We start from the raw sequence: 25,487 nt of genomic DNA on the forward strand, positions 1-25,487 counted from the left end.
GGCCGCCTGAGCCGCGCCGCGGGCTGGCGGCGCGCGCCGCGCTGCCGGGTTCCTTCCCGAAACCCCCGCCTCTCGCCGGAGCCGCCGCCATGACCGATGCCGACCTCGTCCCCGTCCGCTTCCTCGTGCACGCCGATGCCTTCCCCGGCCTGTTGAGCCGCCTCCTCGAACCCCTGGCCAAGCGCGACCTGACGCCCGATGCCGTGCAGGCCGTGCGCGAGGGCGAGGCGATGCGGGCCGAACTCGTGCTGCACGCCATGCCGGCCGGCATGGTCCATCTCGTCGCCGGCAATCTTGGCCAGGTGATCGGCGTGCGCAGCGTGCGCACGGAACGCGCGGAGACGCTGCGCGCCGCGGCGTGACCGCCGCGCCACGCCGCGGCGCTCATGCCAATGTGACGCTGCGGCGCAGCGAAAAAGCCATGGACAGGCCCCGGTGCCGGCGGGCTTACATTAGCAAGTCCTGCCGAGGGGACCGCCCATGCTGTGGGATGCCTTCCCGAGTGCGCTCGACCTGGCGCGCTTCCAGTTCGCCTTCACCGTCACCTTCCACTTCATCTTTCCCGCCTTCACCATCGGCTTGGCCAGCTACCTCGCGGTGCTGGAGGGGCTGTGGCTGTGGACGAAGCGCGAGGTCTATCTCGACGTCTTCCGCTTCTGGCTGAAGATCTTCGCCGTCGCCTTCGCCATGGGCGTGGTCAGCGGCATCGTCATGTCCTACCAGTTCGGCACCAACTGGTCGGTGTTCGCCGACCGCACGGCGCCGGTGCTGGGCCCGCTCCTCGGCTACGAGGTGCTGACCGCCTTCTTCCTGGAAGCCGGCTTCCTCGGCGTGATGCTGTTCGGCCTCGGCCGCGTGGGCAAGGGGCTGCACTTCACCGCCACCTGCCTGGTCGCGATCGGCACGCTGATCTCGGGCTTCTGGATCCTCTCGGCCAATTCCTGGATGCACACGCCGGCGGGCTACTCCATCGCCCCGGACGGGCGCTTCATGCCGGAGGACTGGTGGGCGATCGTGTTCAACCCCTCCTTCCCGCTGCGCTTCCTGCACACCATCACCGGCGCCTACCTGACCACGGCGATGATCATCGGCGCCGTCGCCGCCTGGCACCTGCTGCGCGAGCGGCTGCGCGCCGGCATGGCGGTGCCGGCCGAGCGGCTGAACGAGCGCGCGAAGGTGATGTTCTCCATGGCGATGTGGATGGCTGCGGCGGTGGCTCCCGTGCAGGCGGTGTTCGGCGACCTGCAGGGCCTCCTGGCCTTCCGCTACCAGCCGCAGAAGGTCGCCGCCATGGAAGGCCACTGGGAGACGCAGCGCGGCGCGCCGTTGATCCTGTTCGGCTTCCCCGACATGGAGCGGGAGGAGACGCGCATGGCGGTCTCCATCCCGAGGCTCGGCAGCCTGATCCTGACGCATGAGTGGGACGGCGAGGTGCGCGGGCTGAAGGCCTTCCCGCCCGAGCAGCGCCCGACCAACGTGCCGCTGGTGTTCTGGTCGTTCCGGATCATGGTGGCGATGGGCGTGCTGATGATCGCCCTCGGCCTGATCTCGCTCTGGCTGCGCTGGAAGGGGCGGCTCTACACCACCCCCTGGTTCCTGCGCTTCGCCATCGCCATGGGTCCCTCGGGGCTGATCGCGGTCACCTTCGGCTGGATCACCACCGAGGCGGGGCGGCAGCCCTACACGGTCTACAACCTGCTGACGACGGCCGAGAGCGTCTCGCCCATCGCCGCGCCCGCGGTGGCGACCTCGCTGGCGATGTTCATCGTGGTCTACTTCGTCGTCTTCGGCGCCGGCACCTGGTACCTGTTCCGCCTGTTCGGCAAGACGCCGGCGGCGCACGAGAGCGACATCGCGGCGGAGGAGCCGATCCGCACCGCCGGCATCACCCCCGCGCCGCAGGTGGCGCGGCGCGGCGCCAGCGGCCCCGGGCGCCACACCGTGGAGCAGCGCGGATGAGCGCCGAGACCATCGCCACCATCTGGGCCTTCCTGATCGCCACCGCGGTGTTCCTCTACGTGGTGATGGACGGCTTCGACCTCGGCATCGGCATCCTCTTCCCCTGGATGCAGGACCGCGAGGACCGCGACATCGCGGTGAACACCGTGGCGCCGGTCTGGGACGGTAACGAGACCTGGCTGATCCTTGGCGGCGGCGGGCTGTTCGCGGTGTTCCCGCTGGCCTACGCCACCATCCTGCCGGCGCTCTACATGCCGCTGATCGTCATGCTGCTGGCGCTGGTGTTCCGCGGCGTGGCCTTCGAGATGCGGTTCCGCGCCGAAAGCGACTCCCAGCGCCGCTTCTGGGACTGGTCCTTCTCCGGCGGCAGCATCGCCGCCGCCTTCACCCAGGGCATCGCGCTCGGCGCGCTGGTGCAGGGCATCCAGGTGGAGGACCGCGCCTATGCCGGGGGGTGGTGGGACTGGCTCACCGCCTATTCGCTGTTCACCGGCGTCGCGCTGGTGGCGGGCTACGGGCTGCTCGGTGCGAGCTGGCTGGTGTGGAAGACCGAGGGCGGGCTGCAGGAGCGGGCGCGCGACCTCGCGCGCGTGCTCGGCCTCGTCACGCTGCTGTTCATCGCCGCGGTCAGCGCCATCATGCCCTTCCTGCTGCCGGAATTCCGCGCCCGGTGGTTCAGCTTCCCGACCATCCTGCTGGCGCTGCCGGTGCCGGTGCTGCTGGTGCTGCTCGCGGTGCGCTTCTTCCGCGCGCTCGAGCCCACGCCGGCGCGGGAGGCCGAGGCGGCGCGGGCGCCCGACCCGCGGCTGCCGCCCGAGGCGCCGCCGCGGCCGACGGGGCGCGTCATCTGGCACGACAGCGTGCCGTTCTTCTGCGCGCTCGGCTTCTTCCTGCTGTCCTATGTCGGGCTCGGCATCTCCATGTGGCCGCTGATCGTGCCGCCGGAAATCACCATCTGGGATGCCGCGGCCCCGGCCTCCACGCAGCTCTTCCTGCTGGTCGGCGCGGCGGTGCTGCTGCCCATCATCCTCGCCTACACCGGCTACGTGTACTGGATCTTCCGCGGCAAGGTCCGCGCCGGGGAGGGCTACCACTGATGGGCCGGCGCCTGCTGTGGTTCGCCGCGCTGTGGCTCGCGGGGGTGGCGGCGGTCGGGCTGCTCGCCCTGCTGGTGCGGCTGGTGATGCCCGGGCGGTGACGGGCGCCCGCCCGGGCCGCCCGGCTCAGTCGAGCTGGGCGCCGGAGATCTCCACCAGCCGCTGCCAGCGCGGCGTCTCCTCGCGGATGCGCGCCGCCAGCACCTCCGGGCTCGCGCTGGTGATGACGGTGTAGCCGATCGGCCGCAGCCGCTCGACGAATTCCGGCTGCGCCGCCACCTGGTGCACCGCCTCGAACAGCCGTCGGATCGCCGCCTCAGGCGTGCCGCGCGGCGCCATGATCGCGCTCCAGGTCTGGATGTCGAGGTCGCCGAGGCCGAGATCGGCGAACTCCGCGAGCCCCGGCACCTCCGGCAGGATCTCCAGCCGCCGCGCGCTGGAGACGGCGAGGGCGCGCAGCCGCCCCGCCTCCACATGCGGCATCAGCGCCGGCATCACGTCGAACATCATGTCGATGGTGCCCGACAGCACGTCGTTGATGGCCGGCGCGCCGCCGCGATAGGGCACGTGCAGGATGCGCGCGCCGGTGGCGCGGTTCACCGCCTCGATCGTCAGGTGGCTGGTGGTGCCGGTGCCGGAGGAGCCCATGCGCACCCGCTCCGGGTTGGCGCGCGCCCAGGCGATCAGGCTGCGGAAGTCGGTCCAGCCGTTGCGCTGCGCCGCCTCGGCGTTCACCACGCAGAGCACCGCCCCGGTGACGATCTCCGAGACGGGCGCGAAATCCCGCTGCGGGTCGAAGGGCAGGTTGCGGTAGAGGAAGGGCGCGGCGCAGAGGGTGGTGACGCCGATGATGCCGATGGTGTTGCCATCCGGCGCCGCCTTGGCCAGCGCGTCGGCGCCGATGTTCCCGCCGGCGCCGCCGCGGTTCTCCACCACCACGGTCTGGCCGAGGACCGCCCCCAGCCGCTCCGCGGTGAGGCGGCCGAGCAGGTCCACCGCCCCGCCCGGTGGGAAGGGCACGATCAGGCGCATCGCCCGCCCGCCCGGCTGGGCGAGGGCGGCGGGCGCGGCCAGCAGCGTTGCGGAGCCAAGCAAGAGTTCGCGTCGTCCCGGCATCGTCGGTCCTCCTTTCGCCCCCGCGGCCGGGGGCGGCCATGGTTGCACATCAGCGGCCGGGGGCGCGCCGGGTTCGCCACGGCGCAGGCCGCGCCGCGCTCAGGCCTGCTTGCGCTCGATCAGACCGCGGCGGATGGACCGCCCGCGGCGGATGCGGTCCTCGATGAACTCCGCCTGGCCCCAGCGGATGGCGCGGCCGAAGGCCTGCGCGTCCTCGGTGAAGCGGGCCAGCATCTCCAGCACCGCCTCACGGTTGTTGAGGAACACGTCGCGCCACATGTCCACGTCCGAGGCGGCGATGCGGGTGAAGTCGCGGAAGCCGGAGGCGGCGAATTTCAACACCGCCTCGCGCGTCTCCTCCGCCAGGTCGTCCGCGGTGCCGCAGATGGTGAAGGCGATGAGGTGCGGCAGGTGGGAGACGATGGCCACCACCTTGTCGTGCGTCGCCGCGTCCATGGTCTCGACCATGGAGCCGCAGCGGCGCCACAGCTCCGCCACCTTCTCCGCCGCCTCCGGGTCGGAGCCGGGCAGCGGCGTCAGGATGCAGTAGCGGCCCTGGAACAGGGTGGGGAAGCCGGCGTCCGGCCCGCTGTGCTCGGTGCCCGCCATCGGGTGCGCAGGCACGAGGTGCACGCCCTCGGGCAGCAGCGGAACGAGGTCGCGCACCACGCTGCCCTTGGTGGAGCCGACATCGGAGAGGATGGCACCCGGCATCAGGTGCGGCGCGATCACCCGCATCACCCCGGCATAGGCGCCGACCGGGATGCAGAGGATGACGCAATCGGCGCCGCGCACCGCGCGCGCCGCGTCCGCCTCCACCGCGTCGGCGATGCCGAGTTCGCGCACGCGCGCCAGCGTCTCCGCCCGGCGGGAATGCGCCACCACCTGGCGCGCGATGTCCCCGCGCTCCTGCGCCACGCGGGCGATGGAGCTGCCGATCAGCCCGATCCCGACCAGGCAGAGCCGCTCGAAGAGCGGTTCAGCCATGGGAGGGCGCGTCGCGCATGAAGGCCGAGAGCGCCTCGATCACCATGCCGCACTCCTCCGCCTGGCCGACGGTGATGCGCAGGGCCTGCGGCAGGCCGTAGGCGCCCATGGCACGCACGATCAGCCCGCGCCCGCGCAGCGCCGCATCCGCCGCCTTCGCCCGCGCCGGCGTGCCGAAATCGGCGAGGACGAAATTGCCGTGGCTCGGGTGCACCGTGATGCCGGCGGCGCGCAGCCCCTCCGCGAGCCGCGCACGCCACGCCTCGTTGTGCGCGACCGAGCGCTCCACCCAGCCCGGCTCGGCCAGCGCGGCGATTCCGGCGGCGAGCGCCGCGGCGTTGACGTTGAACGGCCCGCGCACGCGGTTGAGGATGTCCGCGACCGGCGCCGGCGCGTAGGCCCAGCCGAGCCGCGCGCCGCCGAGGCCGAAGATCTTGCTGAAGGTGCGGGTCATCACCGTGTTGGTGCCCGCCTCGACCAGCGCCACGCCGGGATCGTAGGCGGGATCGGTGACGTATTCGGCATAGGCCGCGTCCAGCACCAGCAGGATGTCCTCGCGCAGGCCGTTGCGCAGCCGCGCCACCTCGGCCGCCGGCAGCATCGCGCCGGTGGGGTTGTTGGGGTTGGCGAGGAAGACCAGCTTCGTGCGCGGCCCGACCGCGGCCAGCATGGCGTCCACGTCGGCGGTGAGGTTCCGCTCCGGCGCCTTGATCACCCGGCAGCCGGCGTAGCGGCCGGAGATGTCGTACATGATGAAACCATGCGCGCTCATCACCAGCTCCGTCCCCTCGCCGCCATAGGCGAGGATCAGGTGCTGGATCAGCTCGTCCGAGCCGTTGCCGCAGACGATGCGCTCGGGGTCGAGGCCGAAGCGCGCGCCGATGGCGCGACGCAGCGCGGTGGCGCCGCCATCGGGGTAGCGGTGCATCTCCCGCGCCGCCGCCGCCATCGCCTCCACCGCGCCGGGCGGCGGGCCGAAGGCGCCCTCGTTGGAGGAGAGCTTCACCACGCGGTTGACGCCCGGGATCTTCGATTCGCCCCCAACATAGGGCTCGATCGAGAGGATGGAGGGGCGGGGCTGCGGCAAGGTCACGGCGTCAGGCTCCTCGCAGCGGCACGGCGTAGAAGCCGAGCGGCAGGACATGGTCCACGCGCAGCGCGGCGAGGCGCGGATCGCCCGCCTCCACCACGCCCTCCACCTCGGCGAGCGCAAGCGGGGCGGCACCGTCGCGGCGCAGCAGCAGGTGGCGCGGCGGCATTCCGGCATCCGCCAGCGCCTCGCGCAGCCGGGTGCGGCTCTCCGCCACCCCGCCCTGCAGCCGCAGCAGGGAGCGGTCCTCGCCGGAGGGATCCGGGGCGCCGGGCGTGACCACCATCGCCTCCGCCCCCGGCGCGCCGGTGGACCAAAAGGGCAGCCGGGCGGAGACCTGCAGGCGGGGGCTGTCGAGCGCCGTCCACCAGGCGGACCCGGCGGGCTCCCCCTCCTCCGGCGCCGGCAGCACGGCGACCGGCACCTCGCCCGAGGCGAGCATCCCCAGCGCCCGCGCCGGGGCCGGTGCCTCGACCAGCGGCGTCAGCAGGCCGAAATGCTCGCGCGCGAGGCGCATCCCCTCCCCCCCGGCACAGACGGCAATGGCGAAGGGCCCCTGCAGGGCGGTGGAGGCGGCGAACAGGTCCCGCCACAGCCGCACCACCGCCGCGAAGGGCAGCGGGCCGGCATGGCGATCCCGCAGGCGGCGCAGCACCCGCGCCTCCCGCCCCGGGCGCAGGGTGGAGGCACCGGTCTTGGCGCGGCTGCCGGCGAGGCGCGCCACCACGCCGGCGCGGCGCATCAGCAGGTCGTGCAGCGCGTCGTCCAGCGCGTCGATCTCCCCGCGCAGGGCGGCGAGGGCGCCGGCACCCTCCGCCGGGGCGGGGGCGACATCGGTATCGGTGGCTCGGGTCATCGCCTGCGTCTTTCGCCGCAGCAATAGACGCGGGCGGGCCGGGCGCCAAGCCAGGGCGCGCCGCCACCGGACCATCCGCCAAGCGGGCCGGACGGTTGAAGCCGGGGGCGCAGGGGCCTATTGCTGCTGCCGCCCCTCTTCCTCCCCGCCCCGGCATGTCCGCACCCGTCGCCCCCTTTCCCCAGGTCGAGCACCAGCGCGCCGTCTTCGCCGATGGCCTCGCGCTCGACTGCGGCGCGGCGATCCGGCCGCTCGCCGTCGCCTGGCGCGGCTACGGGCGGCTGAACGCGGCGCGCAGCAACGCCGTGCTGGTCTGCCACGCGCTGACCGGCGACCAGTACGTGGCCGAGACCCACCCGGTCACCGGTCGCCCCGGCTGGTGGGAGACCATCATCGGCCCCGGCAAGCCGCTCGACACCGACCGCTACTTCGTCCTCTGCGCCAATGTCCTCGGCGGCTGCATGGGCTCGACCGGGCCGCGCGAGGAGATGACGGACGCCGAGGGGCGTGGCCTCGGCCGGCCTTGGGGGACCGACTTCCCCTCCATCACCATCCGCGACATGGTGCGCGCCCAGAAGCGGCTGACCGACCATCTCGGCATCACGCGGCTGCTCGGCGTGGTCGGCGGCTCGATGGGCGGGATGCAGGTGCTGGAATGGGCGGCGACCTATCCGGAGGCGGTGTTCGCCGCCGCCCCGATCGCCACCGCCGCGCACCATTCGGCGCAGAACATCGCCTTCCACGAGGTCGGCCGCGCCGCCATCCACGCCGACCCCGACTGGAAGGGCGGGCGCTACTGGGAGGACGGGCGGGTGCCGGCGCAGGGCCTCTCCGTCGCGCGCATGGTGGCGCACATCACCTACCTCTCGGAACAGGCGCTGACGCGGAAATTCGGCCGCCGGCTGCGCGGCGCCTCGGCGCTCACCTTCCTCGAGGACGTGTTCGAGGTGGAGAGCTACCTCCGCCACCAGGGCAGCACCTTCGTGCGCCGCTTCGACGCCAACTCCTACCTCACCATCACGCGGGCGATGGACTATTTCGACCTCGCGGCGGAGCATGGCGGGGACCTCGCCAACGCCTTCCGCGGCACGGCGACGCGCTTCTTCGTCGCCTCCTTCTCCTCCGACTGGCTGTTCCCGACGCGGGAGAGCCGGGCCCTGGTGCGGGCGCTGAACGCCGCGGCGGCCAACGTCTCCTTCGTGGAGTTCGCCACCGACAAGGGCCACGACGCCTTCCTGCTGGAGGAGCCGGAATTCCACCGCGCGCTCGGCGGCTTCCTCGCCGGCTGCGCCGACCGGCTGGGGGTGTGAGGGCGATGGATGGGCCGGCGGAGCGCGGCGAGGCCATCCGCTACGTCGCCAAGAACATGCGCCTCGACCTCCGCCTGATCGCGGAGATGATCCCGCGCGGCGCGAAGGTGCTCGACATCGGCTGCGGCGACGGCGCCCTCCTCGCCCATCTGACGGCGGAGAAGGGCGCCGATGCGCGCGGCATCGAGATCGACATGGCGGCGGTGACGGAGGCGGTGGCCTCCGGCCTCGCGGTGATCCACGGCGACGCCGACACCGACCTCGCCTTCTACCCCGACGGCGCCTTCGACTACGTGGTGCTCTCGCGCACCCTGCAGGCGGTGGAGAAGCCGCGGGAGGTGCTGCGGCAGATGCTGCGCATCGGCCGGCACGCCATCGTCAGCTTCCCGAATTTCGGCCATTGGCAGATGCGCTGGCGCCTGCTGGTCACCGGCCGGATGCCGGACACCGAGACCTGGAACCGCCCCTGGTACGAGACGCCGAACATCCACCCCTGCACCATCGCCGACTTCTTCGCCCTGTGCGCGATGGAGGGCTATGTGGTGGAGGAGTGGCTGGCGGTGGACGAGCACGGCCGCCGCGCGCCCTGGCGCCGCTCGGCGCGGCTGGCCAACCTGTTCGGGGAGCAGGCGCTGTTCAAGCTTCGCCGGGGCTAGAGCGTTTTCCCTTCGCCTCGGCTCACGGGCCATGCTCCAGCTCGTCGGTTGTGCGAGTATCTTCACCCGTTCAGGTGGGTTCACCTGAGCGGGATCTGCTCCAGAGCGGTTCCCACCCCACCACGATCACGGAACGGCTCCAGCCTATTGTTTGGGAGGCGGCTTCCCGCCCCCGCAATCGTTCGGGGGGCGGGTCGTGGGTGCCGCCTGGTGTGGGAAAACCGTTGCGCAGGTCCTCATGGACGGAAACGGCTTCGGAACCCTGCCCGCCCGGCCTCCACAGGGCCGGAGGCGGGCTCGGCGCGGCTCAGTGCAGGCGGGAGTTGCGCCGCGCCGCAGCCAGGGTGGCATCCGGCGGGGCCGCATGGTGGGCACCCGGCATCATGGCGGCGGCGAGCGCGGCGTGCCGCGCGGCCTCCGTGGCGCCGATGCGCAGGCACTCGGCCTCCACATAGGACAGCATCAGCCGCAGCGCCGCCTGGTCCACGGTCTCGCTCTCGGCCTCGGCCGTCTTGGTCGCTAGGCTCATGCGGAAGGTTCCACACCAGGGGAGAGGTCGAACACATACTATTTACCAACGCCGCAAGGCAAGCCTCGGATGCAGGGAAGGCGTGTTCGGCAACCACACGCCGTAGTTTTTTCGCCACACACCGCCATGGGAGGGCTTATGTTCAGGCATTTTCAACTAGTGATTGCGTTCTGCGTCGGGTTCTGGACATTGCCGGCCATGGCCGGGCAAACCTTCGAGGCGGTGAAGGCTCGCGGCCTGTTGATTTGCGGGGTCAACACCGGAGTCGCCGGGTTCTCGGCCCCCGATTCGCGCGGCGTCTACCAGGGGCTGGACGCGGAATTCTGCCGCGCCGTCGCCGCCGCGGTGTTCGGGGACGCGAGCAAGGTCCGCTTCGTTCCCACCACCTACCAGACCCGTTTCATCGCCCTGCAATCGGGCGAGGTGGACGTGCTGGCGCGCAACGTCACCCAGACCCTGCTGCGCGACACCGCCCTCGGCTTCAACTTCGCCGGGGTCAATTTCTACGACGGCCAGGGCTTCATGGTGCCGCGCCGCGCCGGCATCGCCAGCGCCCGCCAGCTCGACGGCGCCTCGGTCTGCGTCCTGCCCGGCTCGACCACCGAGCTGAACCTAGCCGATTTCGCCAGGCGCGAGGCCATCCGCATCGAGCCGATCGTGCTGTCCTCCATGGACGAGATGACGGCCGCCTACCAGGCCGGCCGCTGCGACGCCATGACCACCGACGCCTCGCAGCTCGCCGCACTGCGCGTTTCCGCCCTCCGCGAGCCGGAGGCGCACGCCATCCTGCCCGAGCGCATCAGCAAGGAGCCGCTCGGCCCCATGGTGCGCCACGGCGACGACCAGTGGCTGGACGTGGTGAGCTGGACCCTGCGGGTGATGATCGAGGCCGAGGAGATCGGCCTGACGCGCGAGAATGTGGAGCGGATGCGCGCCAGCCAGGACCCGAACGTCCAGCGCATCCTGGGCGTGGTCCCCGGTTTCGGCAAGGCGCTCGGCCTGGACGAGGCCTGGGCCTACAACGTGATCCGCCAGGTCGGGAATTACGGGGAGGTGTTCGAGCGCACCCTCGGCAGGGGCTCGCCGGTCGGCCTCGAGCGCGGCCTCAACGATTTGTGGACCCGCGGCGGGCTGATGTACTCGCTGCCGCTGCGCTGAGGCGGGCCGGGGGCCGGCATCCTGACCCCCGATCCCGTCCCGGCGCCCGCGTCACTCCGCGGCATGACGCCCGGCGACATGCCGGCTCGGCGGGCGCGGCAGGCCGTAATGGGCGCGCAGCGTGTCGCCGGCGTACTCGCGGCGGAACAGGCCGCGCCGCTGCAGGATCGGCACCACCTCGGCGACGAAGCGGTCGAGCATCGCCGGCAGGACCGGCGGCATGACGTTGAACCCGTCCGCGGCGCCGGAGCGGAACCAGTCCTCGATCAGCGCCGCGACCTGCTCCGGCGTGCCCGCCATGGTGAGGTGGCCCCGCGCCCCGGCCAGGCGCCGCAGCAGCGCGCGCAGCGTCGGCCGCTCGCGCGCCACCACGGAGAGGATCACCTGGGTGCGGCTGCGCGCCGCCTGCACCGTCTCGGGATCGGGGAAGTCCTCGACCGAGAGCGGGCGGTCGAGCGGCAGGTGGGAGAAGTCGTGCCCGCCGAAGCGGCCGGAGAGGCGCGCCCGCCCGACTTCGGGGTCGGAGAGCGCGTCCAGCTCGTCCGAGAGCCGCCGTGCCTCCGCCTCGGTCGCGCCGATCAGGGCGGAGAGGCCGGGAAGCACCAGGATCCGTTCCGGCGCCCGCCCCATCGCCGCGGCCTGCGCCTTCAGGTCGGCGTAGAAGGCGATGGCGGCCTCCTTCTCCACCTGCGCGGTGAACACCGCCTCGGCGTGGCGCGCGGCGAAGCGCCGGCCGGTCGCGGAGGAGCCGGCCTGCACGAAGACCGGGCGGCCCTGCGGGCAGCGCGGCAGGTTCAGCGGCCCCTCGACGCGGTAGTGCTCCCCCGCGTGGTTGATCGCGCGGATGCGGCGCGGATCGGCGAAGCGGCCGGAGCGCGGGTCGTCGAGGATGGCGTCGTCCGCCCAGCTGTCCCAGAGGCCGGTGACGACCTCAAGGAATTCCTCCGCGCGCTCGTAGCGTTCCTCGTGGCCGGCCGGCCCGTCCTGGCCGAAATTGCGCCCCGCGCCCGGCGCCCAGGAGGTGACGATGTTCCACCCGGCGCGCCCGCCGCTGATGTGGTCGAGCGAGGCGAATTGCCGCGCCAGGTTGAAGGGCTCGGTGTAGGTGGTGGAGGCGGTGGCGATCAGCCCGATCCGCCGCGTCGCGCCGGCCAGCGCGGCCAGGGTGGTGATGGGCTCGAGCCCTCCCTTGGCGACATGCGCCGCATCGTCGCCGAGGGTGAGCTGGTCGGCGAGGAAGATCGAGTCGAACAGCCCCGCCTCGGCCTGCCGCGCCAGCTCGGCGTAGTAGCCGATGTCGGTCAGCGCGCGGCGCGTGGCGAGCGGGTGGCGCCAGGCGGCCTCGTGATGGCCGCGGCCGTGGATGAACAGGTTGAGGTGCAGCTCCCGCGTCATGGTCTCCTCCCCCCGCCGGGCGGCGCGCCCTTGTCCGTCGCGCGCGGCTGGGACAGTCTTCCGCCAAAGGGAAGCCAAGGGAAGGACCGTCCATGGATCTGCGCTTCACCCCGGAGGAGGTCGCCTTCCGCGAGGAGGTGCGCGCCTTCATCCGCGACAACCTGCCCCCCGAGATCCGCGAGCGGATGCGCCTCGGCCACCCGCCGCGCAAGCAGGACACCATCGCCTGGCAGCGCATCCTGAACCGCAAGGGCTGGGCGGCCTATTCCTGGCCGAAGGAGTGGGGCGGGCCGGGCTGGAGCCCGATCCAGCGCATGATCTTCCTGGAGGAGAACCTCTCCGCCCCGGCGCCGGAGATGCTCTCCTTCAACATCACCATGATCGGGCCGGTGCTGATCCAGTTCGGCACCGAGGCGCAGAAGAGGCGCTTCCTGCCGCGCGCCGCCAACCTCGACGACTGGTGGTGCCAGGGCTTCTCCGAGCCCGGCGCGGGCTCCGACCTCGCCAGCCTGAAGACGCGGGCGGTGCGGGAGGGCGACCACTACGTCGTCAACGGCCAGAAGATCTGGACCTCCACCGCGCACAACGCCGACTGGTGCTTCTGCCTGGTGCGCACCAACCCGCAGGCCGCGAAGCGGCAGGAGGGCATCTCCTTCCTGCTGATCGACATGCGGACGCCGGGCGTGGAGGTGCGCCCCATCATCTCCATCGACGGCAGCCACCACCTGAACGAGGTGTTCTTCACCGACGTGAAGGTGCCGGTGGAGAACCTCGTCGGCGAGGAGAACCGCGGCTGGAACGTCGCCAAGTACCTGCTCGGCAACGAGCGCACCGGCATCGCCCGCCTCGGCAAGTCCAAGGAGCGGGTGCGCTTCGCCAAGGAGGTGGCGCGCGAGGTGCGCAAGCGGGGCCGCCCGCTGATCGAGGACCGCGCCTTCCGCGCCCGCGTCGCGCAGCTCGAGGTGGACATGAAGGCGCTCGAGATCACGCAGCTCCGAGTCGTCTCGGCCTATGCGAAATCCGCCGACGGGCGGCCGGACCCGCTCTCCTCGGTGCTGAAGATCAAGGGCACGGAGCTGCTGCAGGCGACCTCCGAGCTGGCGATGGATGTCGGCGGACCGCAGGCCATGCCCGTCTGGCAGCAGGAGCTGGCGCAGCTCGCCAACGAGCCGCCGATCGGCCCCGAATGGGCGCCGCAGATGGCGCCGAACTACCTGATGCTGCGCGCCGCCTCGATCTACGGCGGCACCAACGAGATCCAGAAGAACATCCTGACCAAGGCGGTGCTGGGGCTCTGAGATGGATTTCGACCTGACCGACGACCAGCGCCTGCTGACCGAGAGCATCACGCGCCTGCTGGCGGACCAGTATGCCTTCGATCAGCGCAAGGCGATCCTGAAATCCTCCCAGGGCTGGAGCCCCGCGCTGTGGGGGAAGTATGCCGAGCTCGGCCTGCTCGGACTGCCCATCGCCGAGGAGCATGGCGGCTTCGGCGGCGGTGCGGTGGAGGTGATGCTGCTGATGCAGGTCTTCGGCCGCCACCTGGTGCTGGAGCCCTATCTGGCGACGGTGGTGCTGGGCGGCACGGCGATCCGCCTCGCCGGCGACGCCGGGCAGAAGGGCGAGATCCTGCCCGCCATCGCCTCCGGCGCCATGAAGCTCGCCTTCGCGCATTACGAGCGAGAGGCGCGCTACGACATCGCCGACGTGCAGACCACCGCGACGCCGAAGGATGGCGGCTTCGTGCTGGAGGGCGCCAAGAGCGTCGTGCTGCACGGCGACTGCGCCGACCGCCTGATCGTCAGCGCCCGCACCGCCGGCGGGCGCGACGACGCGGAGGGGATCTCGCTGTTCCTGGTGGACGCCGGGGCCGAGGGCGTGGCGCGGCGCGGCTATCCGCTGCGCGACGGCACGCGGGCGGCGGAGCTCTCCCTCTCCGGCGTGCGCGTGCCCGCCTCCGCCCTGCTCGGGGAGCGCGACAACGCACTGCCGGTGATCGAGCGGGTGGTGGAGGCCGGCATCGCCGCGACCGCGGCCGAGGTGGTCGGCGCCATGGAGGCGATGCAGGCCATGACGCTGGAGTACCTGAAGACCCGTCAGCAATTCGGCCGGCCGATCGGGGAGAACCAGGCGCTGCAGCACCGCGCGGCGGAGATGCTTGTGGCGCTGGAGCAGGGCCGCTCCATGGCCATGCTGGCGAGCATGATGGTGGAGGAGCCGGACGCGGCGGAGCGGGCGCGCAGCATCTCCATGGCGAAGGTGGGCGTCGGTCAGGCAGGGCGCTTCGTCTCGCAGCAGGCGATCCAGCTCCATGGCGGCATCGGCATGACCGACGAGTACGCGGTCGGCCATTTCTTCCGCCGCGTCATGGTGATCGAGCACCTGTTCGGCGACACCGACTGGCATCTCGACCGCCTGGCCGATCAGGTGGCGTGAGGCGGGGGCAGCGCCGCGCCGGTCAGGCCACGCTGACCACGCGGTAGCCGTATTCCACGCCGCCCGGGGTGCAGATCGTCACATACTCGCCGGGCCGCAGCACGCCCGGGCTCAGCAGGGCCTCTGTCAGCTCGGCGCCGGCCTCGTCCGGCGGGAAGCGCAGCGACCAGCCGGTTTCGGGATCGTGCTGCACATCCCCCTCGCGCGGCGCCTCGCCCGGCCGGAGGCGCCGCGCCGGCCAGGGCTGCGGGTCCGCCTGCCAGGCGGCGGCGTCGAGATGCCCGCCGGCATCGAGCGTCGCCTCCAGCTCGTAGCGGTGCTCGGCGCTTCCCGCCGGGAAGCCCGGCCCGCTGGCGAGGACCAGGGTGATCCTCGGCATGGCTCTCCCTCCACCCCCCGGTCGGGGCAACATAGGGCACGGGACGGCGGCGCCAAGACCGGGGGCGGGACAGGGCCTCAGATGGCCACCCGCACCCCGAGCTCGACCACGCGGTCGGATGGGATGCGGAAGAATTCCGTGGCCGGCACGGCATTGCGCGACATCACGGTGAACAGCCACTGCCGCCAGTGCGACATCTTCGGCACCGCCGCCTGCACCACCGTCTCGCGGCCGAGGAAGTAGCTCGCCTGCATCGGATCGAACCCGATGCCCTGGCTGCGCAGCGCCTCCAGCTCGCGCGGGATGTTGGGGCTCTCCTGGAAGCCGTACAGGATGGTGACGCGGTGGATGTTGTCGGCCAGCCGCTCCACCGTGCAGCGGCGCTCGGGCGGGACCTGCGGGATGCCCTCGTTCCGCACCGTCACGAACAGCACGTGCTCGTGCAGCACCTTGTTGTGCTTGAGGTTGTGCAGCAGGGCGCTCGGCAGGTAGTCGGCCTGGCTGGTCATGAAGACGGCGATGCCGGGCACGCGGATGGTGCGCGACTGCGGCAGCCGTGCCAGGAAGGAGCGCAGCGGCAGGCTGTCCTGGCGGAAGCGGGCGAAGAGCAGCTCCCGCCCCCTGTGCCAGGTGGTCATCAGCACCATCAGCGCCGAGCCGATCAGCAGCGGCACCCATCCCCCCTGCGGGATCTTCAGGACGTTGGACAGGAAGAAGGCGGTGTCGAGCAGGACCAACGGCCCGAACACCGCCAGGACGGAAAGCAGCGGCCAGCCGAAGCGGTTGCGGAACACGAAGGCGGCGAGGGCGGAGGTGCACAGGAAGGTGCCGGTCACCGCCAGCCCATAGGCCGCGGCCAGCGCATCCGAGCTGCGGAACTCCATCACCAGGATCAGCACGCCGATGAGCAGGGCGGTGTTCACCTGCGGCAGGTAGATCTCTCCCTCCGCCGTCTCGCTGGTGTGGCGCACCACGAGGCGCGGCATGAAGCCGAGCTGCACGCATTGCCGGGCGATGGAGTAGGCGCCGGAAATCATGGCCTGGCTGGCGATGATGGTGGCGGCGGTTGCGAGGAACACGAGCGGCAGGCGGAACCATTCCGGCGCCAGCAGGTAGAAGGGGTTCTCCAGCGCCTCCGGATCGCGCAGCAGCAGCGCGCCCTGTCCGAAATAGTTGAGCGCCAGCGCCGGCAGGACGAAGGTGAGCCAGGCGACGCGGATCGGCCTGCGGCCGAAATGCCCCATATCGGCGTAGAGCGCCTCCGCCCCCGTCACCACCAGCACCACGGAGCCGAGCGCGATGAAGGCCGCGAGGTGGTAGCGCAGCGCGAAATCCACGGCGTAGTGCGGCGACAGGGCGGCCAGTACGAAGGGGTGGCGCACCACCTCGATCAGGCCGAGCAACCCGATCACCGCGAACCAGACGGCGCAGACCGGCCCGAACACCGCGCCCATGGCCCCGGTGCCGCGGTACTGCACCAGGAACAGGGCCAGCAGCACGGCGACCGAGATCGGCACCACCGCCTCCTCGAAGGCGGGGGAGACGACCTTGAGCCCCTCCACCGCCGACAGCACCGAGATCGCCGGGGTGATGATGCCGTCGCCGAAGAACAGCGACGCGCCGGCGATGCCGATCAGGGCCACGACCCAGCGGGCGCGGTCGCCGCGCGCGGCGCGCTGCGCCAGCGCCATCAGCGCCAGGATGCCGCCCTCGCCCCGGTTGTCGGCCCGCAGCACGAAGGCGACGTACTTCACCGTCACCACCAGGATCAGCGACCAGAAGATCAGGCTGAGGAGGCCGAGGATCTCCCAGGGCGCGAGCCCGTCATCGGCGAAATGGCCGGCGGCGGCGCGCAGCGCGTAGAGCGGGCTGGTGCCGATGTCGCCGTAGACGACGCCGAGCACGCCAATGTAGAGCGCGGGCGTGAGGGGACGGTCGGCCGGGTTCGGGGTGGTGGCGGGGGGGACCAAGCGTGGTACGCTCCGGCAACGGAACGCGGCGACATTGCGGCGGAAACCAAGCGTCACGCAAGCGCGCGGACGCAGGGCCGCCGCGCGCCGCCGTCATGGCGTGGCGTGCCAGGGGCCGTCAGTGGCCGCGCAGGATCTGGCTCAGGAACAGCCTGAGGCGCTCGGTCTGGGGATTGTTGAAGACCTGGTCGGGGGTGCCGAGCTCGACGATCTCGCCGCGGTCCATGAACACCACCCGGTCGGCGACCTGGCGGGCGAAGCCCATCTCGTGCGTCACCACCATCATGGTCATGCCGGTCTCGGCGAGTTCCACCATGGTGTCCAGCACCTCCTTGATCATTTCGGGATCGAGGGCGGAGGTCGGCTCGTCGAACAGCATGATCTTGGGCTTCATGCAGAGCGCGCGGGCAATCGCCACGCGCTGCTGCTGCCCGCCGGAGAGCTGGCCGGGATACTTCTTCGCCTGCTCCGGGATGCGCACGCGCTCGAGGTAGTGCATCGCCAGCGCCTCGGCCTCGCGCTTCGGCATGCGGCGGACCCAGATCGGCGCCAGGGTGCAGTTCTCGAGCACGGTGAGGTGGGGAAAGAGGTTGAAGCTCTGGAACACCATGCCGACCTCGCGGCGGATGGCGTCGAGCGCCTTCACATCTTCGGACAGCTCGATGCCGTCCACGATGATCCGCCCCTCCTGGTGCGTCTCGAGGCGGTTGATGCAGCGGATCATGGTGGACTTGCCGCTGCCCGAGGGGCCGCAGACCACCACCCTCTCCCCGAAGGCCACCTGCAGGGAGACGTCGCGCAGCACGTGCAGCGCGCCGAACCACTTGTTCACCCGGTCGAGGATGATGGCCGGCTGCGCGTCGGTCCGTGCCGCGGAGGCCAGTTGCGCTTGCCCGGTCTCGCCCATGTCCATCGCTCCTAGAGCAGATCCCGTCCGGGTGGAATCATCCGGACGGGTGAAGAGGCTCGCACATCAAAGATCCGGAGCATTGGCCGTGAGCCGGGGCGGACGGACAATGCTCTAGCGGCGGCGGTGGCGGTTCAGCTCCGCCTCCAGGTTCTGGCTGTACTTCGACATGGCGTAGCAGAACAGAAAGTAGATGAAGCCGACGAAGATGTACACCTCGACGCCGAAGCCCTGCCAGGCCGGTTCGATGATCGCGGTCTTGCCCGCCGTCAGCAGGTCGAAGATACCGATGATCAGCACCAGGGAGGTATCCTTGAAGAAGCCGATGAAGGTGTTCACCAGCGGCGGGATCACCAGGCGCAGCGCCTGTGGCAGGATGATCAGCCCGGTCTTCTGCCAGTAGGAGAGGCCGAGCGCCTCGGCGGCCTCGTACTGCCCCTTCGGCAGCGCCTGCAGCCCGCCGCGCACCACCTCGGCAAGGTAGGCGCCGGCGAACAGGATGATGGCGATCTGCGCGCGCAGCAGCTTGTCTATGTTCACCCCCTCCGGCAGGAACAGGGGGAACATCACGCTCGCCATGAACAGCAGGCTGATCAGCGGCACGCCGCGGATCAGCTCCACGTAGAGCACGCAGATCGCCTTGATCGCCGGCAGCTGCGAGCGCCGCCCGAGCGCCACCAGGATCGCCAGCGGGAAGGCGAAGGCGAGGCCGAAGGTCGCCAGGATCAGCGTGATCGGCAGCCCGCCCCAGCGCTCCTGCGGAACGTAGGGCAGACCGAACACCCCGCCCCACATCAGGATGCCGATCACGGTCAGCGTCACCGTCCAGATCGGCACCAGCGTCCAGTTCCAGAACCGGCGCATGGCGGAGACGACGTAGAGGCCGATGAACAGGGCGCAGACCAGAGCCGGGCGCCAGTGCTCCTCATAGGGGTAGGTGCCGAACAGGATGAAGCGGTGCTTCTCGGTCACCACCGCCCAGCAGGCGCCCACCCCCTGCACCTCGCGGCAGGCCTGAGTCTGGCCGGCCGGCACCGACCAGACGGCGTTGAGGATGCCCCATTCGACGAAGCCGATCACCCAGCGGACCACCAGGTAGAGCAGCACCAGGGTGACCGCGGCGTTGATCCAGGAGGAGAACAGGTTGGCGCGCAGCCAGCCGAGGAAGCCCGTCGCGGTGACCGGGGGCTTGCGCGGCGCGGAGGCCTCCCCTGGCACCCGGGCGACGGCGGTCTCAAGCTGGATGCGCGTGGTGGTGTCGGCCATGGCTCAGCGCTCCACCAGCGCGATGCGGGCGTTGTACCAGTTCATGAACAGGCTGATGGACAGGCTGATCGTCAGGTAGACCAGCATGATGATGGCAATCCCTTCGATCGCTTGGCCGGTCTGGTTCAGCGTGGTGTTGGCGATCGAGACGATGTCCTGGTAGCCGATCGCCACCGCCAGGGAGGAGTTCTTGGTCAGGTTCAGGTACTGGCTGGTCATCGGCGGCACGATCACGCGCAGCGCCTGCGGCAGCACCACGCGGTTCAGCACCTGCGCCGGGCGCAGGCCGAGCGCCTCCGCCGCCTCCCACTGCCCCTGCGGCACGGCCAGGATGCCGGCGCGCACGATCTCGGCGATGAAGCCCGCGGTGTAGAGCACGAGGCCGAGCAGCAGGGCGAAGTATTCGGGCGTGATGGTGGTGCCGCCGCGGAAGTTGAAGCCGCGCAGCACCGGCCAGTCCACCACCCAGGGCGCGCCGAGCGCCCACCAGACCGCGACCGGCAGCCCCGCCATCAGCAGCAGCGCCACGGGCCAGACGCGGCGCGGCTGCCCGTCCTGCATCTGCCGCGCCCGCGCCCAGCGGCGGTACAGCCAGGTGCCGACGATGCCGGCCAGGAAGGCCAGCAGCGCCCAGCCATGCGCCGCCTCCCACACCAGCGCCGGCAGCTTCAGCCCCCGGTTGGAAAGATAGATGCCCTCCACCGGGGTCAGCGCCTGGCGGGGCCCGGGCAGGTTCTGCAGCACCACGTACCAGAACAGGAGCTGCAGCAGCAGCGGCAGGTCCCGGATCACCTCGACATAGATGCCGGCGAGCTTGGCCAAGAGCCAGTTGCGCGAGAGGCGCGCGATGCCGATCAGCGTGCCGAGGATGGTTGCCAGCACGATGCCGACCACGGCCACCTTCAGCGTGTTCAGCAGCCCGACCAGCAGGGCGCGGAAATAGGTGTCGGTCGGGCTGTACTCGATCAGGCTCTCGGCGATCGGCAGCCCGGCCTCCCGGCTCAGGAAGCCGAAGCCGGTGGCGATGCGCCGGACCTCCAGGTTGTGGACCGTGTTCGACCACAGCCACCACACGATGGCGCCGATGACGCCGACGACGAGCACCTGCCAGACGATGCCCCGCACCCGCTCGTCGCGCCAGGAAAGGCGCAGCCTCCGCTTCGGCGGGGCGCGGAGCAGGCGGGGGTCGGTGCTGCTCTGGGACATCCCTCGGCCTCCTCTCGCCGGCGCCGCCTCCGCCCGCGCGCGGCGGCGGCACCGGCTTGCCGTTCGCGGAGCGGGGTCAGGCTTCCGGCCGGTTCCGCCCCTCCGCGCTCCGCTCCTGTCGCGTGCGCGGGGGCCGGGCGGTCCGGCCCCCGCCGCGTCTCACCGGAAGGGCGGCGCGTACTGCAGGCCGCCCTCGGTCCAGAGCGCGTTGTGGCCGCGCTGCAGGCCGAGCGGGGCGAGGTTGCGCTGGAAGATCTCGCCGTAATTGCCGACCGCGCGGATCACCTTGACCGCCCAGTCGTTCTCCACGCCCAGCATGCGGCCGAGATCGCCGGTGCGGCCGAGCATGCGCTGCACCTCCGGCCGCTGGTCCTGCTGCGCCGCCTGCTCGACATTGGCCTGGGTGATGCCGAACTCCTCGGCCGCGACCAGCAGGAAATGCACCCAGCGCATCAGGTCGGCGAAGCGCGGATCGCCCTGGCGCACCAGCGGGCCGAGCGGCTCCTTGCTGATCACGTCGGGCAGGATCATGTGGTCGTCCGGCCGCTGCTGGGCGGAGCGTGTGGCGGCGAGACCCGAGACGTCGGTGGTGTAGGCGTCGCAGCGCCCCGCCAGATAGGCGCCGACCACCTCCTCCAGCCGCTCGATCACAACGGGGCGGAAGTTGATGTTGTGGGCGCGCGCCCAGTCAGCCAGGTTCTGCTCGGTGGTGGTGCCGGGCTGCACGCAGATGGTGGCGCCGTCCAGCTCCCGCGCGCTGCGAACGCCGAGGTTCGCCTTCACCATGAAGCCCTGGCCATCGTAGAAGTTGATGCCCGTGAAATCGAAGCCGAGCGAGGTGTCGCGCGACAGCGTCCAAGTGGTGTTGCGGGCCAGCACGTCCACCTCGCCCGACTGCAGCGCCGGGAAGCGCGCCTGGGCCGTGGTCGGCACGAAGCGCACCCGGTTCGGGTCCCCGAACAGCGCGGTTGCGAAGGCGCGGCAGTAGTCTACGTCGAAGCCGCGCCAGACACCCTGCGCGTCGGGCTGGCCGAAGCCGGCGAGACCGGTGTTGACGCCGCAGACCAGCGTGCCGCGGCTGCGCACCGCGCCGAGGGTATCGGCGGCCGGCGCCTGCTGCGCCCGCGCAATGTCCGGCACGACCAGGGCGAGGCCGAGCGCGGCCACGCCCAGGGCGCGGCTGAGGATGGGCCCGAAGGGCTGCATACTGTCCGTCTCCCTATTCTCTCTCCGCCCGGCGCCTCCCGTGCGGGAGATCATCCCATATCGGTCCGGCAAATGCTGCGCCAGGGCCGGGGCCGGATCAACTGCCGATCCATGGCGGGCCGGCGCGGGAGCGGCCGGGGCGTCACGGCCCGGAGGGCAGCGGCTCGTGGCGCGGCAGGAGCAGGCGCAACATCGCCCCTTCCGGCACCTCCACCTCCTCGACCGTCCCCCCTCCCTGCCGGGCCAGGGCGCCGAGCGCCTCGCGCGCCGCCTGGGAGGGCGTGACGCGCAGGCGGAGGGTCAGCTCCGCCATCCCCGCCCGAGGCTCCTTCCCGGGGCGGTTCGCCACCGCGAGGCCAAGCTGCAGGCCCCGCGCCCGCGTGTCCGCCACCTCGGCGGCAAGGCGCAGCAGCGCGTCGTCGAGCAGGGCGCGGTCGATCAGCACCGGCCAGGCATCCGGCTCGTCCTCCACCTCAAGCGCGCCCGGCGTCGGCAGCAGCACCTGCAGCAGCGGGCGCAGCGCCGCCACCGCCTCGGTCAGGGTGACCTCCCCCTCGCCGGGCACGGGGCGCCGCGCCAGGGAGAGCAGGGCGCGGCTCGTCGCCTCGAAGCGCCGCGCCGCCTCCTGGATGCGGTCGAGCTGGCGCTGCGGCGCCCCCTCGCTCGCGCTGCGGCGCAGCATCTCCAGATTGGCGAAGATCACGGTCAGGAGGTTGTTGATGTCGTGCTGCACCGGGCGAGCCAGGGTGGCCAGCCGCACCATCCGCTCCGCCCGCCGGCGCAGGATCGCCCGGTCATCGTCCATCTGCCTGCTCCGACCGCTGCCGGAAGCATCTATAGCACCGGCGGGCGGGCGTCGCCTCCCATCCCGGAACGAGGAGCAGGCCGGCCGCCCCTCTCAGCCGCGGCGGAAGAGGGCGCGCAGGCGCCGCGCCTGCCGCCCGCCCCAGGCGAAGATCCGGGCCTCGAGGGCTTCCAGCCTGCCGGTGGCCACCGGCCAGCGCCGGCGCGCCCATTCCATGCCGCGATGCGCCCAGGGATACTGGTCGCGCAGGACGAACAGGCCAAGGGCGAGGAACAGGCCGCCCTGCAGCACCGGCAGCACCAAGCCAAGCCCGCCGAGGCCGAGCAGAGCGAAGCCGACCGCCTTACGGGTCCGGGAGGGGCGGCCAGGCACCGCCTGGCCCGGCAGGCTGGCGGGCAGGGTCGCCGCCCAGGCCACGGGGGCGGGCAGGGACTCGCCGGGCAGGGCGCCGGCCTGCGTCTGGTCGCGGACCTCGCCGGAGGGCAGCGGCTGGATCGGGTGCATCATCGTCCCCAGGTGGGGCAGCGGCAGCACGGATCCAGCCCGGTCCCCGAAACGGTGCGCCCGGCTCAGTCGAGCCGCAGCCCGAGCCGTTGCACCATCTCCCGCTCATAGGCCGCCTGGCGCAGCGTGACCTCGCGGTAGGCGTCACTGTCGTGGTAGGCCGCCGGCATGTCGAACTGCGCCCGCACGCGCTCGTTCTCGGGGTGGAACAGCGCCTCCTTGAAGGCGTCGTGCAGGATCCGCACCACGCCGCGGTCCATCCCGGCCGGGCCGACCAGCCCGTAGGCGGTGGAGACCACCATGTCGAGCCCGAGCTCGCGCAGCGTCGGCACCTCGGGGAAGCGCTCGAAGCGCTGGGCGGTGAAGACGGCGAGGAGGCGCATCCGCCCCGCCACCACATGCGGCGCCCAGGCGGAGGCGTCGGCCATGCAGTCCACCGTGCCGCCGAGCACCGCCGTCACCCCCTCGCTGGTGCCGCGATAGGGCACGTGGGTGAGCTGCACGCCAAGGCGGCGCGCCATGTCCTCCATGGCGATGTGCGGCGTGGTGGCGATGCCCGAGGTGGCGTAGGTGCGCCCGCCCGGCGAGGCCCTGGCGGACTCCATGAACTCGTGGAAGGTCTTCCAGGGCGCGTCGGCCCGCACCGCCAGCCCTGTGACCCAGCCGCAGAGGCCGATGATGTAGGTGAAGTCGGTCGCCACGTCCCATTGCGGATTCCGCACGAGGTAGGGACGGCGGATGATCGAGAGGTGCATCTGCCCGATCGTGTAGCCATCTGGCCGTGCCTCCTTGACCGCGGGTGCGACCAGCGTGCCGCTCGCCCCCGGGCGGTTCTCCACGATCACCGGCTGGCCGAGCGGGCGCTGCGCGAGCTCCGCCATCGAGCGCATCTGCACGTCCGAGGAGCTGCCCGGAGACCAGGGGTTGATCATGCGTATGGGCCGCTCGGGGAAGCGGGCGGCGCGGGCGATGCGGGGCGCGGCGAGGCCCGTGGCAAGCAGGCCGAGGGCGACCCGACGGCCCAGGGGTGGGGTCATGGCGTGTTCCTCCCGGTTGTGGCGCGGGCACCATTCGGGGACGCCCGTTCCGCCGTCGGGCAGCATAGGCGGCGCGCCCCGCCCGCAGGAAGGGCCGGCGGGGGAAGGGCTTGCCTGGCGCGCCGCCAGGGGCCAGTGTCCGCCCCCTCCCGCCCCCAGCGCAGGACCATTCCCGCATGCCCGAGAGCTTCGATGTCATCGTGATCGGCGCCGGCCCTGGCGGCTATGTCTGCGCCCTCCGTGCGGCGCAGCTCGGCATGAGGGTGGCCTGCGTGGAGAAGCGGGAGACGCTCGGCGGCACCTGCCTCAACGTCGGCTGCATCCCCTCCAAGGCGCTGCTGCAATCCTCCGAGCATGTCGAGGAGGCGCGCCACAAGCTCGCCGACCACGGCGTGGTGCTGAACGGGGAGGTGCGCTTCGACCTCGCCCGCATGCTCGCGCGCAAGGACGAGGTCGTCGCCGCCAACGTCAAGGGCGTGGAGTTCCTGTTCCGCAAGAACAAGGTGACCTGGCTGAAGGGCGAGGGGCGCATCCTCTCGCCTGGCAGGGTCGCGGTGAACGGCGAGACCTACGAGACGAGGCACATCGTCGTCGCCACCGGCTCGGAGAGCATCCCGCTGCCCGGCGTGGAGGTGGACGAGCGGCGCATCGTCACCTCCACCGGCGGGCTGGAGCTGGACCGGGTGCCGGGCCACCTCGTCGTCATCGGCGGCGGCTATATCGGGCTCGAGCTCGGCAGCGTCTGGCGCCGCCTCGGCGCCGAGGTGACGGTGGTGGAGTTCCTCGACCGCATCGTGCCCGGCATGGACGGCGAGGTAGGCAAGGCCTTCGAGCGCATCCTGACGAAGCAGGGCCTGAAATTCTGCCTGAAGACGAAGGTGACGGGCGCGCGCGCAGGCAATGAGGGCGTGACGCTCACCCTTGAGCCGGCGGCGGGCGGCCCGGCGGAGGAACTGCGCGCCGACGTCGTGCTGGTGGCGATCGGCCGCCGCCCCTACACCGGGGGCCTCGGCCTCGACGCCGCCGGCGTGGCGCTGGACGAGCGCGGGCGGGTGCGGGTGGACGCGCACTACGCCACGAACGTGCCCGGCATCTGGGCGATCGGCGACGTCATCGCCGGGCCGATGCTGGCCCACAAGGCGGAGGAGGAGGGGGTGGCGGTGGCCGAGCGCATCGCCGGCCAAGCGGGGCACGTGAACTACGAGGCGATTCCCGGCGTGGTCTACACCTGGCCCGAGGTCGCCTCCGTCGGGCGGACGGAGGAGCAGCTCAAGGAGGAGGGCGTCGCCTACAAGGCCGGCAAATTCCCCTTCACCGCCAATGGCCGCGCCCGCGCCATGGGCGACACCGACGGCTTCGTGAAGATCCTGGCCGATGCCGCGACCGACCGCATCCTCGGCGCGCACATCATCGGCCCCGATGCGGGCACGCTGATCGCCGAACTCGCCCTCGCCATCGAATTCGGCGCCTCCGCCGAGGACGTGGCCCGCACCAGCCACGCCCACCCCAGCCTGAGCGAGGCGGTGAAGGAGGCGGCGCTCGCCGTCGCCGGCCGGGCGCTGCACATCTGATCGGCGCCTGCCCGGGCGGGGAAGGCACGGAAAGGTTGTGCCCGGCG

25 protein-coding genes are annotated in these 25,487 nt (G+C 71.8%); 10 read left to right on the forward strand and 15 right to left on the reverse strand.

Annotation, left to right across the window (positions count from 1 at the left end):
- The first annotated feature begins 89 nt into the window (after nucleotides 1-89).
- The 4 genes from ET526_RS10525 to ET526_RS10540 all read left to right on the forward strand — a co-directional run bounded on the left by ET526_RS10525 (nucleotide 90) and on the right by ET526_RS10540 (nucleotide 3,157).
- A complete protein-coding gene (locus ET526_RS10525; RefSeq protein ID WP_135467652.1) occupies nucleotides 90-362 on the forward strand; it encodes a hypothetical protein in 273 nt (90 codons plus the stop codon).
- 118 nt (nucleotides 363-480) lie between these two features.
- Nucleotides 481-1,959, forward strand: coding sequence for a cytochrome ubiquinol oxidase subunit I (locus tag ET526_RS10530; protein ID WP_135467653.1), 1,479 nt, complete (start codon nucleotides 481-483; stop codon nucleotides 1,957-1,959).
- A complete protein-coding gene (gene cydB / locus ET526_RS10535; protein ID WP_135467654.1) occupies nucleotides 1,956-3,056 on the forward strand; it encodes a cytochrome d ubiquinol oxidase subunit II in 1,101 nt (366 codons plus the stop codon). The genes ET526_RS10530 and cydB overlap by 4 nt, the downstream gene beginning before the upstream one ends.
- Nucleotides 3,056-3,157 carry a DUF2474 family protein gene (locus tag ET526_RS10540; protein WP_135467655.1) on the forward strand — a complete coding sequence of 34 codons (102 nt, stop codon included), beginning with the start codon at nucleotides 3,056-3,058 and terminating at the stop codon, nucleotides 3,155-3,157. The genes cydB and ET526_RS10540 overlap by 1 nt, the downstream gene beginning before the upstream one ends.
- Before the next feature lie 25 nt (nucleotides 3,158-3,182).
- Here ET526_RS10540 and ET526_RS10545 read toward each other — a convergent pair whose 3' ends face one another.
- From ET526_RS10545 to ET526_RS10560, 4 genes are all read right to left on the reverse strand, one after another.
- A complete protein-coding gene (locus tag ET526_RS10545; protein ID WP_135467656.1) occupies nucleotides 3,183-4,172 on the reverse strand; it encodes a Bug family tripartite tricarboxylate transporter substrate binding protein in 990 nt (329 codons plus the stop codon).
- Nucleotides 4,173-4,271: 99 nt separating this feature from the next.
- A complete protein-coding gene (locus tag ET526_RS10550; RefSeq protein WP_135467657.1) occupies nucleotides 4,272-5,159 on the reverse strand; it encodes a prephenate/arogenate dehydrogenase family protein in 888 nt (295 codons plus the stop codon).
- Complete coding sequence (gene hisC / locus ET526_RS10555; protein WP_240048351.1) at nucleotides 5,152-6,252, reverse strand: histidinol-phosphate transaminase; 1,101 nt, start codon at nucleotides 6,250-6,252, stop codon at nucleotides 5,152-5,154. Before hisC ends, ET526_RS10550 begins: the two co-directional genes overlap by 8 nt.
- A gap of 4 nt (nucleotides 6,253-6,256) precedes the next feature.
- A complete protein-coding gene (locus ET526_RS10560; protein ID WP_158295556.1) occupies nucleotides 6,257-7,105 on the reverse strand; it encodes a chorismate mutase in 849 nt (282 codons plus the stop codon).
- Between the two features lie 155 nt (nucleotides 7,106-7,260).
- Between ET526_RS10560 and metX the strand changes: the two genes are divergently transcribed.
- Nucleotides 7,261-8,415: a homoserine O-acetyltransferase MetX gene (metX, locus tag ET526_RS10565; RefSeq protein WP_135467660.1), complete on the forward strand. Its 1,155-nt coding sequence runs from the start codon at nucleotides 7,261-7,263 to the stop codon at nucleotides 8,413-8,415.
- Nucleotides 8,416-8,471: 56 nt separating this feature from the next.
- Nucleotides 8,472-9,071, forward strand: a complete 600-nt coding sequence (gene metW / locus ET526_RS10570) for a methionine biosynthesis protein MetW (RefSeq protein WP_135467687.1) — start codon at nucleotides 8,472-8,474, stop codon at nucleotides 9,069-9,071.
- A 307-nt stretch (nucleotides 9,072-9,378) separates the two neighbouring features.
- Here the strand turns inward: metW and ET526_RS10575 are convergent, their stop codons facing one another.
- Nucleotides 9,379-9,600, reverse strand: coding sequence for a hypothetical protein (locus ET526_RS10575; RefSeq protein WP_135467661.1), 222 nt, complete (start codon nucleotides 9,598-9,600; stop codon nucleotides 9,379-9,381).
- 198 nt (nucleotides 9,601-9,798) lie between these two features.
- Between ET526_RS10575 and ET526_RS10580 the strand changes: the two genes are divergently transcribed.
- Nucleotides 9,799-10,758 (forward strand): amino acid ABC transporter substrate-binding protein, encoded by a 960-nt coding sequence (locus ET526_RS10580; protein WP_240048352.1) that lies wholly within the window; start codon nucleotides 9,799-9,801, stop codon nucleotides 10,756-10,758.
- 51 nt (nucleotides 10,759-10,809) lie between these two features.
- Here ET526_RS10580 and ET526_RS10585 read toward each other — a convergent pair whose 3' ends face one another.
- On the reverse strand, nucleotides 10,810-12,153 hold the full coding sequence (locus ET526_RS10585; RefSeq protein WP_135467663.1) for an LLM class flavin-dependent oxidoreductase: 1,344 nt from the start codon (nucleotides 12,151-12,153) through the stop codon (nucleotides 10,810-10,812).
- A gap of 92 nt (nucleotides 12,154-12,245) precedes the next feature.
- Between ET526_RS10585 and ET526_RS10590 the strand changes: the two genes are divergently transcribed.
- Together ET526_RS10590 and ET526_RS10595 are read left to right on the forward strand one after the other, a co-directional pair.
- Nucleotides 12,246-13,451, forward strand: coding sequence for an acyl-CoA dehydrogenase family protein (locus tag ET526_RS10590; protein WP_135467664.1), 1,206 nt, complete (start codon nucleotides 12,246-12,248; stop codon nucleotides 13,449-13,451).
- 1 nt (nucleotide 13,452) lies between these two features.
- Nucleotides 13,453-14,589, forward strand: coding sequence for an acyl-CoA dehydrogenase family protein (locus ET526_RS10595; protein ID WP_135467665.1), 1,137 nt, complete (start codon nucleotides 13,453-13,455; stop codon nucleotides 14,587-14,589).
- 22 nt (nucleotides 14,590-14,611) lie between these two features.
- Here ET526_RS10595 and ET526_RS10600 read toward each other — a convergent pair whose 3' ends face one another.
- From ET526_RS10600 to ET526_RS10640, 9 genes are all read right to left on the reverse strand, one after another.
- Nucleotides 14,612-14,968: a hypothetical protein gene (locus ET526_RS10600; protein WP_135467666.1), complete on the reverse strand. Its 357-nt coding sequence runs from the start codon at nucleotides 14,966-14,968 to the stop codon at nucleotides 14,612-14,614.
- A gap of 77 nt (nucleotides 14,969-15,045) precedes the next feature.
- A complete protein-coding gene (locus ET526_RS10605) occupies nucleotides 15,046-16,938 on the reverse strand; it encodes a potassium transporter Kup (protein ID WP_240048353.1) in 1,893 nt (630 codons plus the stop codon).
- Between the two features lie 118 nt (nucleotides 16,939-17,056).
- Entirely contained in the window at nucleotides 17,057-17,845 is a 789-nt protein-coding gene (locus tag ET526_RS10610; protein WP_158295557.1) for an amino acid ABC transporter ATP-binding protein, read from the reverse strand.
- Nucleotides 17,846-17,959: 114 nt separating this feature from the next.
- On the reverse strand, nucleotides 17,960-19,111 hold the full coding sequence (locus tag ET526_RS10615; protein ID WP_135467668.1) for an amino acid ABC transporter permease: 1,152 nt from the start codon (nucleotides 19,109-19,111) through the stop codon (nucleotides 17,960-17,962).
- A gap of 3 nt (nucleotides 19,112-19,114) precedes the next feature.
- Nucleotides 19,115-20,317, reverse strand: a complete 1,203-nt coding sequence (locus ET526_RS10620) for an amino acid ABC transporter permease (RefSeq protein ID WP_135467669.1) — start codon at nucleotides 20,315-20,317, stop codon at nucleotides 19,115-19,117.
- A 159-nt stretch (nucleotides 20,318-20,476) separates the two neighbouring features.
- On the reverse strand, nucleotides 20,477-21,523 hold the full coding sequence (locus ET526_RS10625; protein WP_135467670.1) for an amino acid ABC transporter substrate-binding protein: 1,047 nt from the start codon (nucleotides 21,521-21,523) through the stop codon (nucleotides 20,477-20,479).
- Between the two features lie 142 nt (nucleotides 21,524-21,665).
- Nucleotides 21,666-22,328, reverse strand: coding sequence for a histidine kinase dimerization/phospho-acceptor domain-containing protein (locus ET526_RS10630; protein WP_135467671.1), 663 nt, complete (start codon nucleotides 22,326-22,328; stop codon nucleotides 21,666-21,668).
- A gap of 93 nt (nucleotides 22,329-22,421) precedes the next feature.
- Nucleotides 22,422-22,862: a PGPGW domain-containing protein gene (locus tag ET526_RS10635; protein ID WP_135467672.1), complete on the reverse strand. Its 441-nt coding sequence runs from the start codon at nucleotides 22,860-22,862 to the stop codon at nucleotides 22,422-22,424.
- A 35-nt stretch (nucleotides 22,863-22,897) separates the two neighbouring features.
- Complete coding sequence (locus ET526_RS10640) at nucleotides 22,898-23,869, reverse strand: tripartite tricarboxylate transporter substrate binding protein (protein ID WP_135467673.1); 972 nt, start codon at nucleotides 23,867-23,869, stop codon at nucleotides 22,898-22,900.
- Between the two features lie 176 nt (nucleotides 23,870-24,045).
- Between ET526_RS10640 and lpdA the strand changes: the two genes are divergently transcribed.
- The gene (gene lpdA / locus ET526_RS10645; RefSeq protein ID WP_135467674.1) at nucleotides 24,046-25,440 is read left to right on the forward strand and encodes a dihydrolipoyl dehydrogenase; all 1,395 of its coding nucleotides are present in this window, start codon (nucleotides 24,046-24,048) and stop codon (nucleotides 25,438-25,440) included.
- Nucleotides 25,441-25,487: the final 47 nt, after the last annotated feature.

It is taken from the genome of Crenalkalicoccus roseus (genome assembly GCF_004761865.1).
Classification (GTDB): Bacteria; Pseudomonadota; Alphaproteobacteria; order Acetobacterales; family Acetobacteraceae; genus Crenalkalicoccus; species Crenalkalicoccus roseus.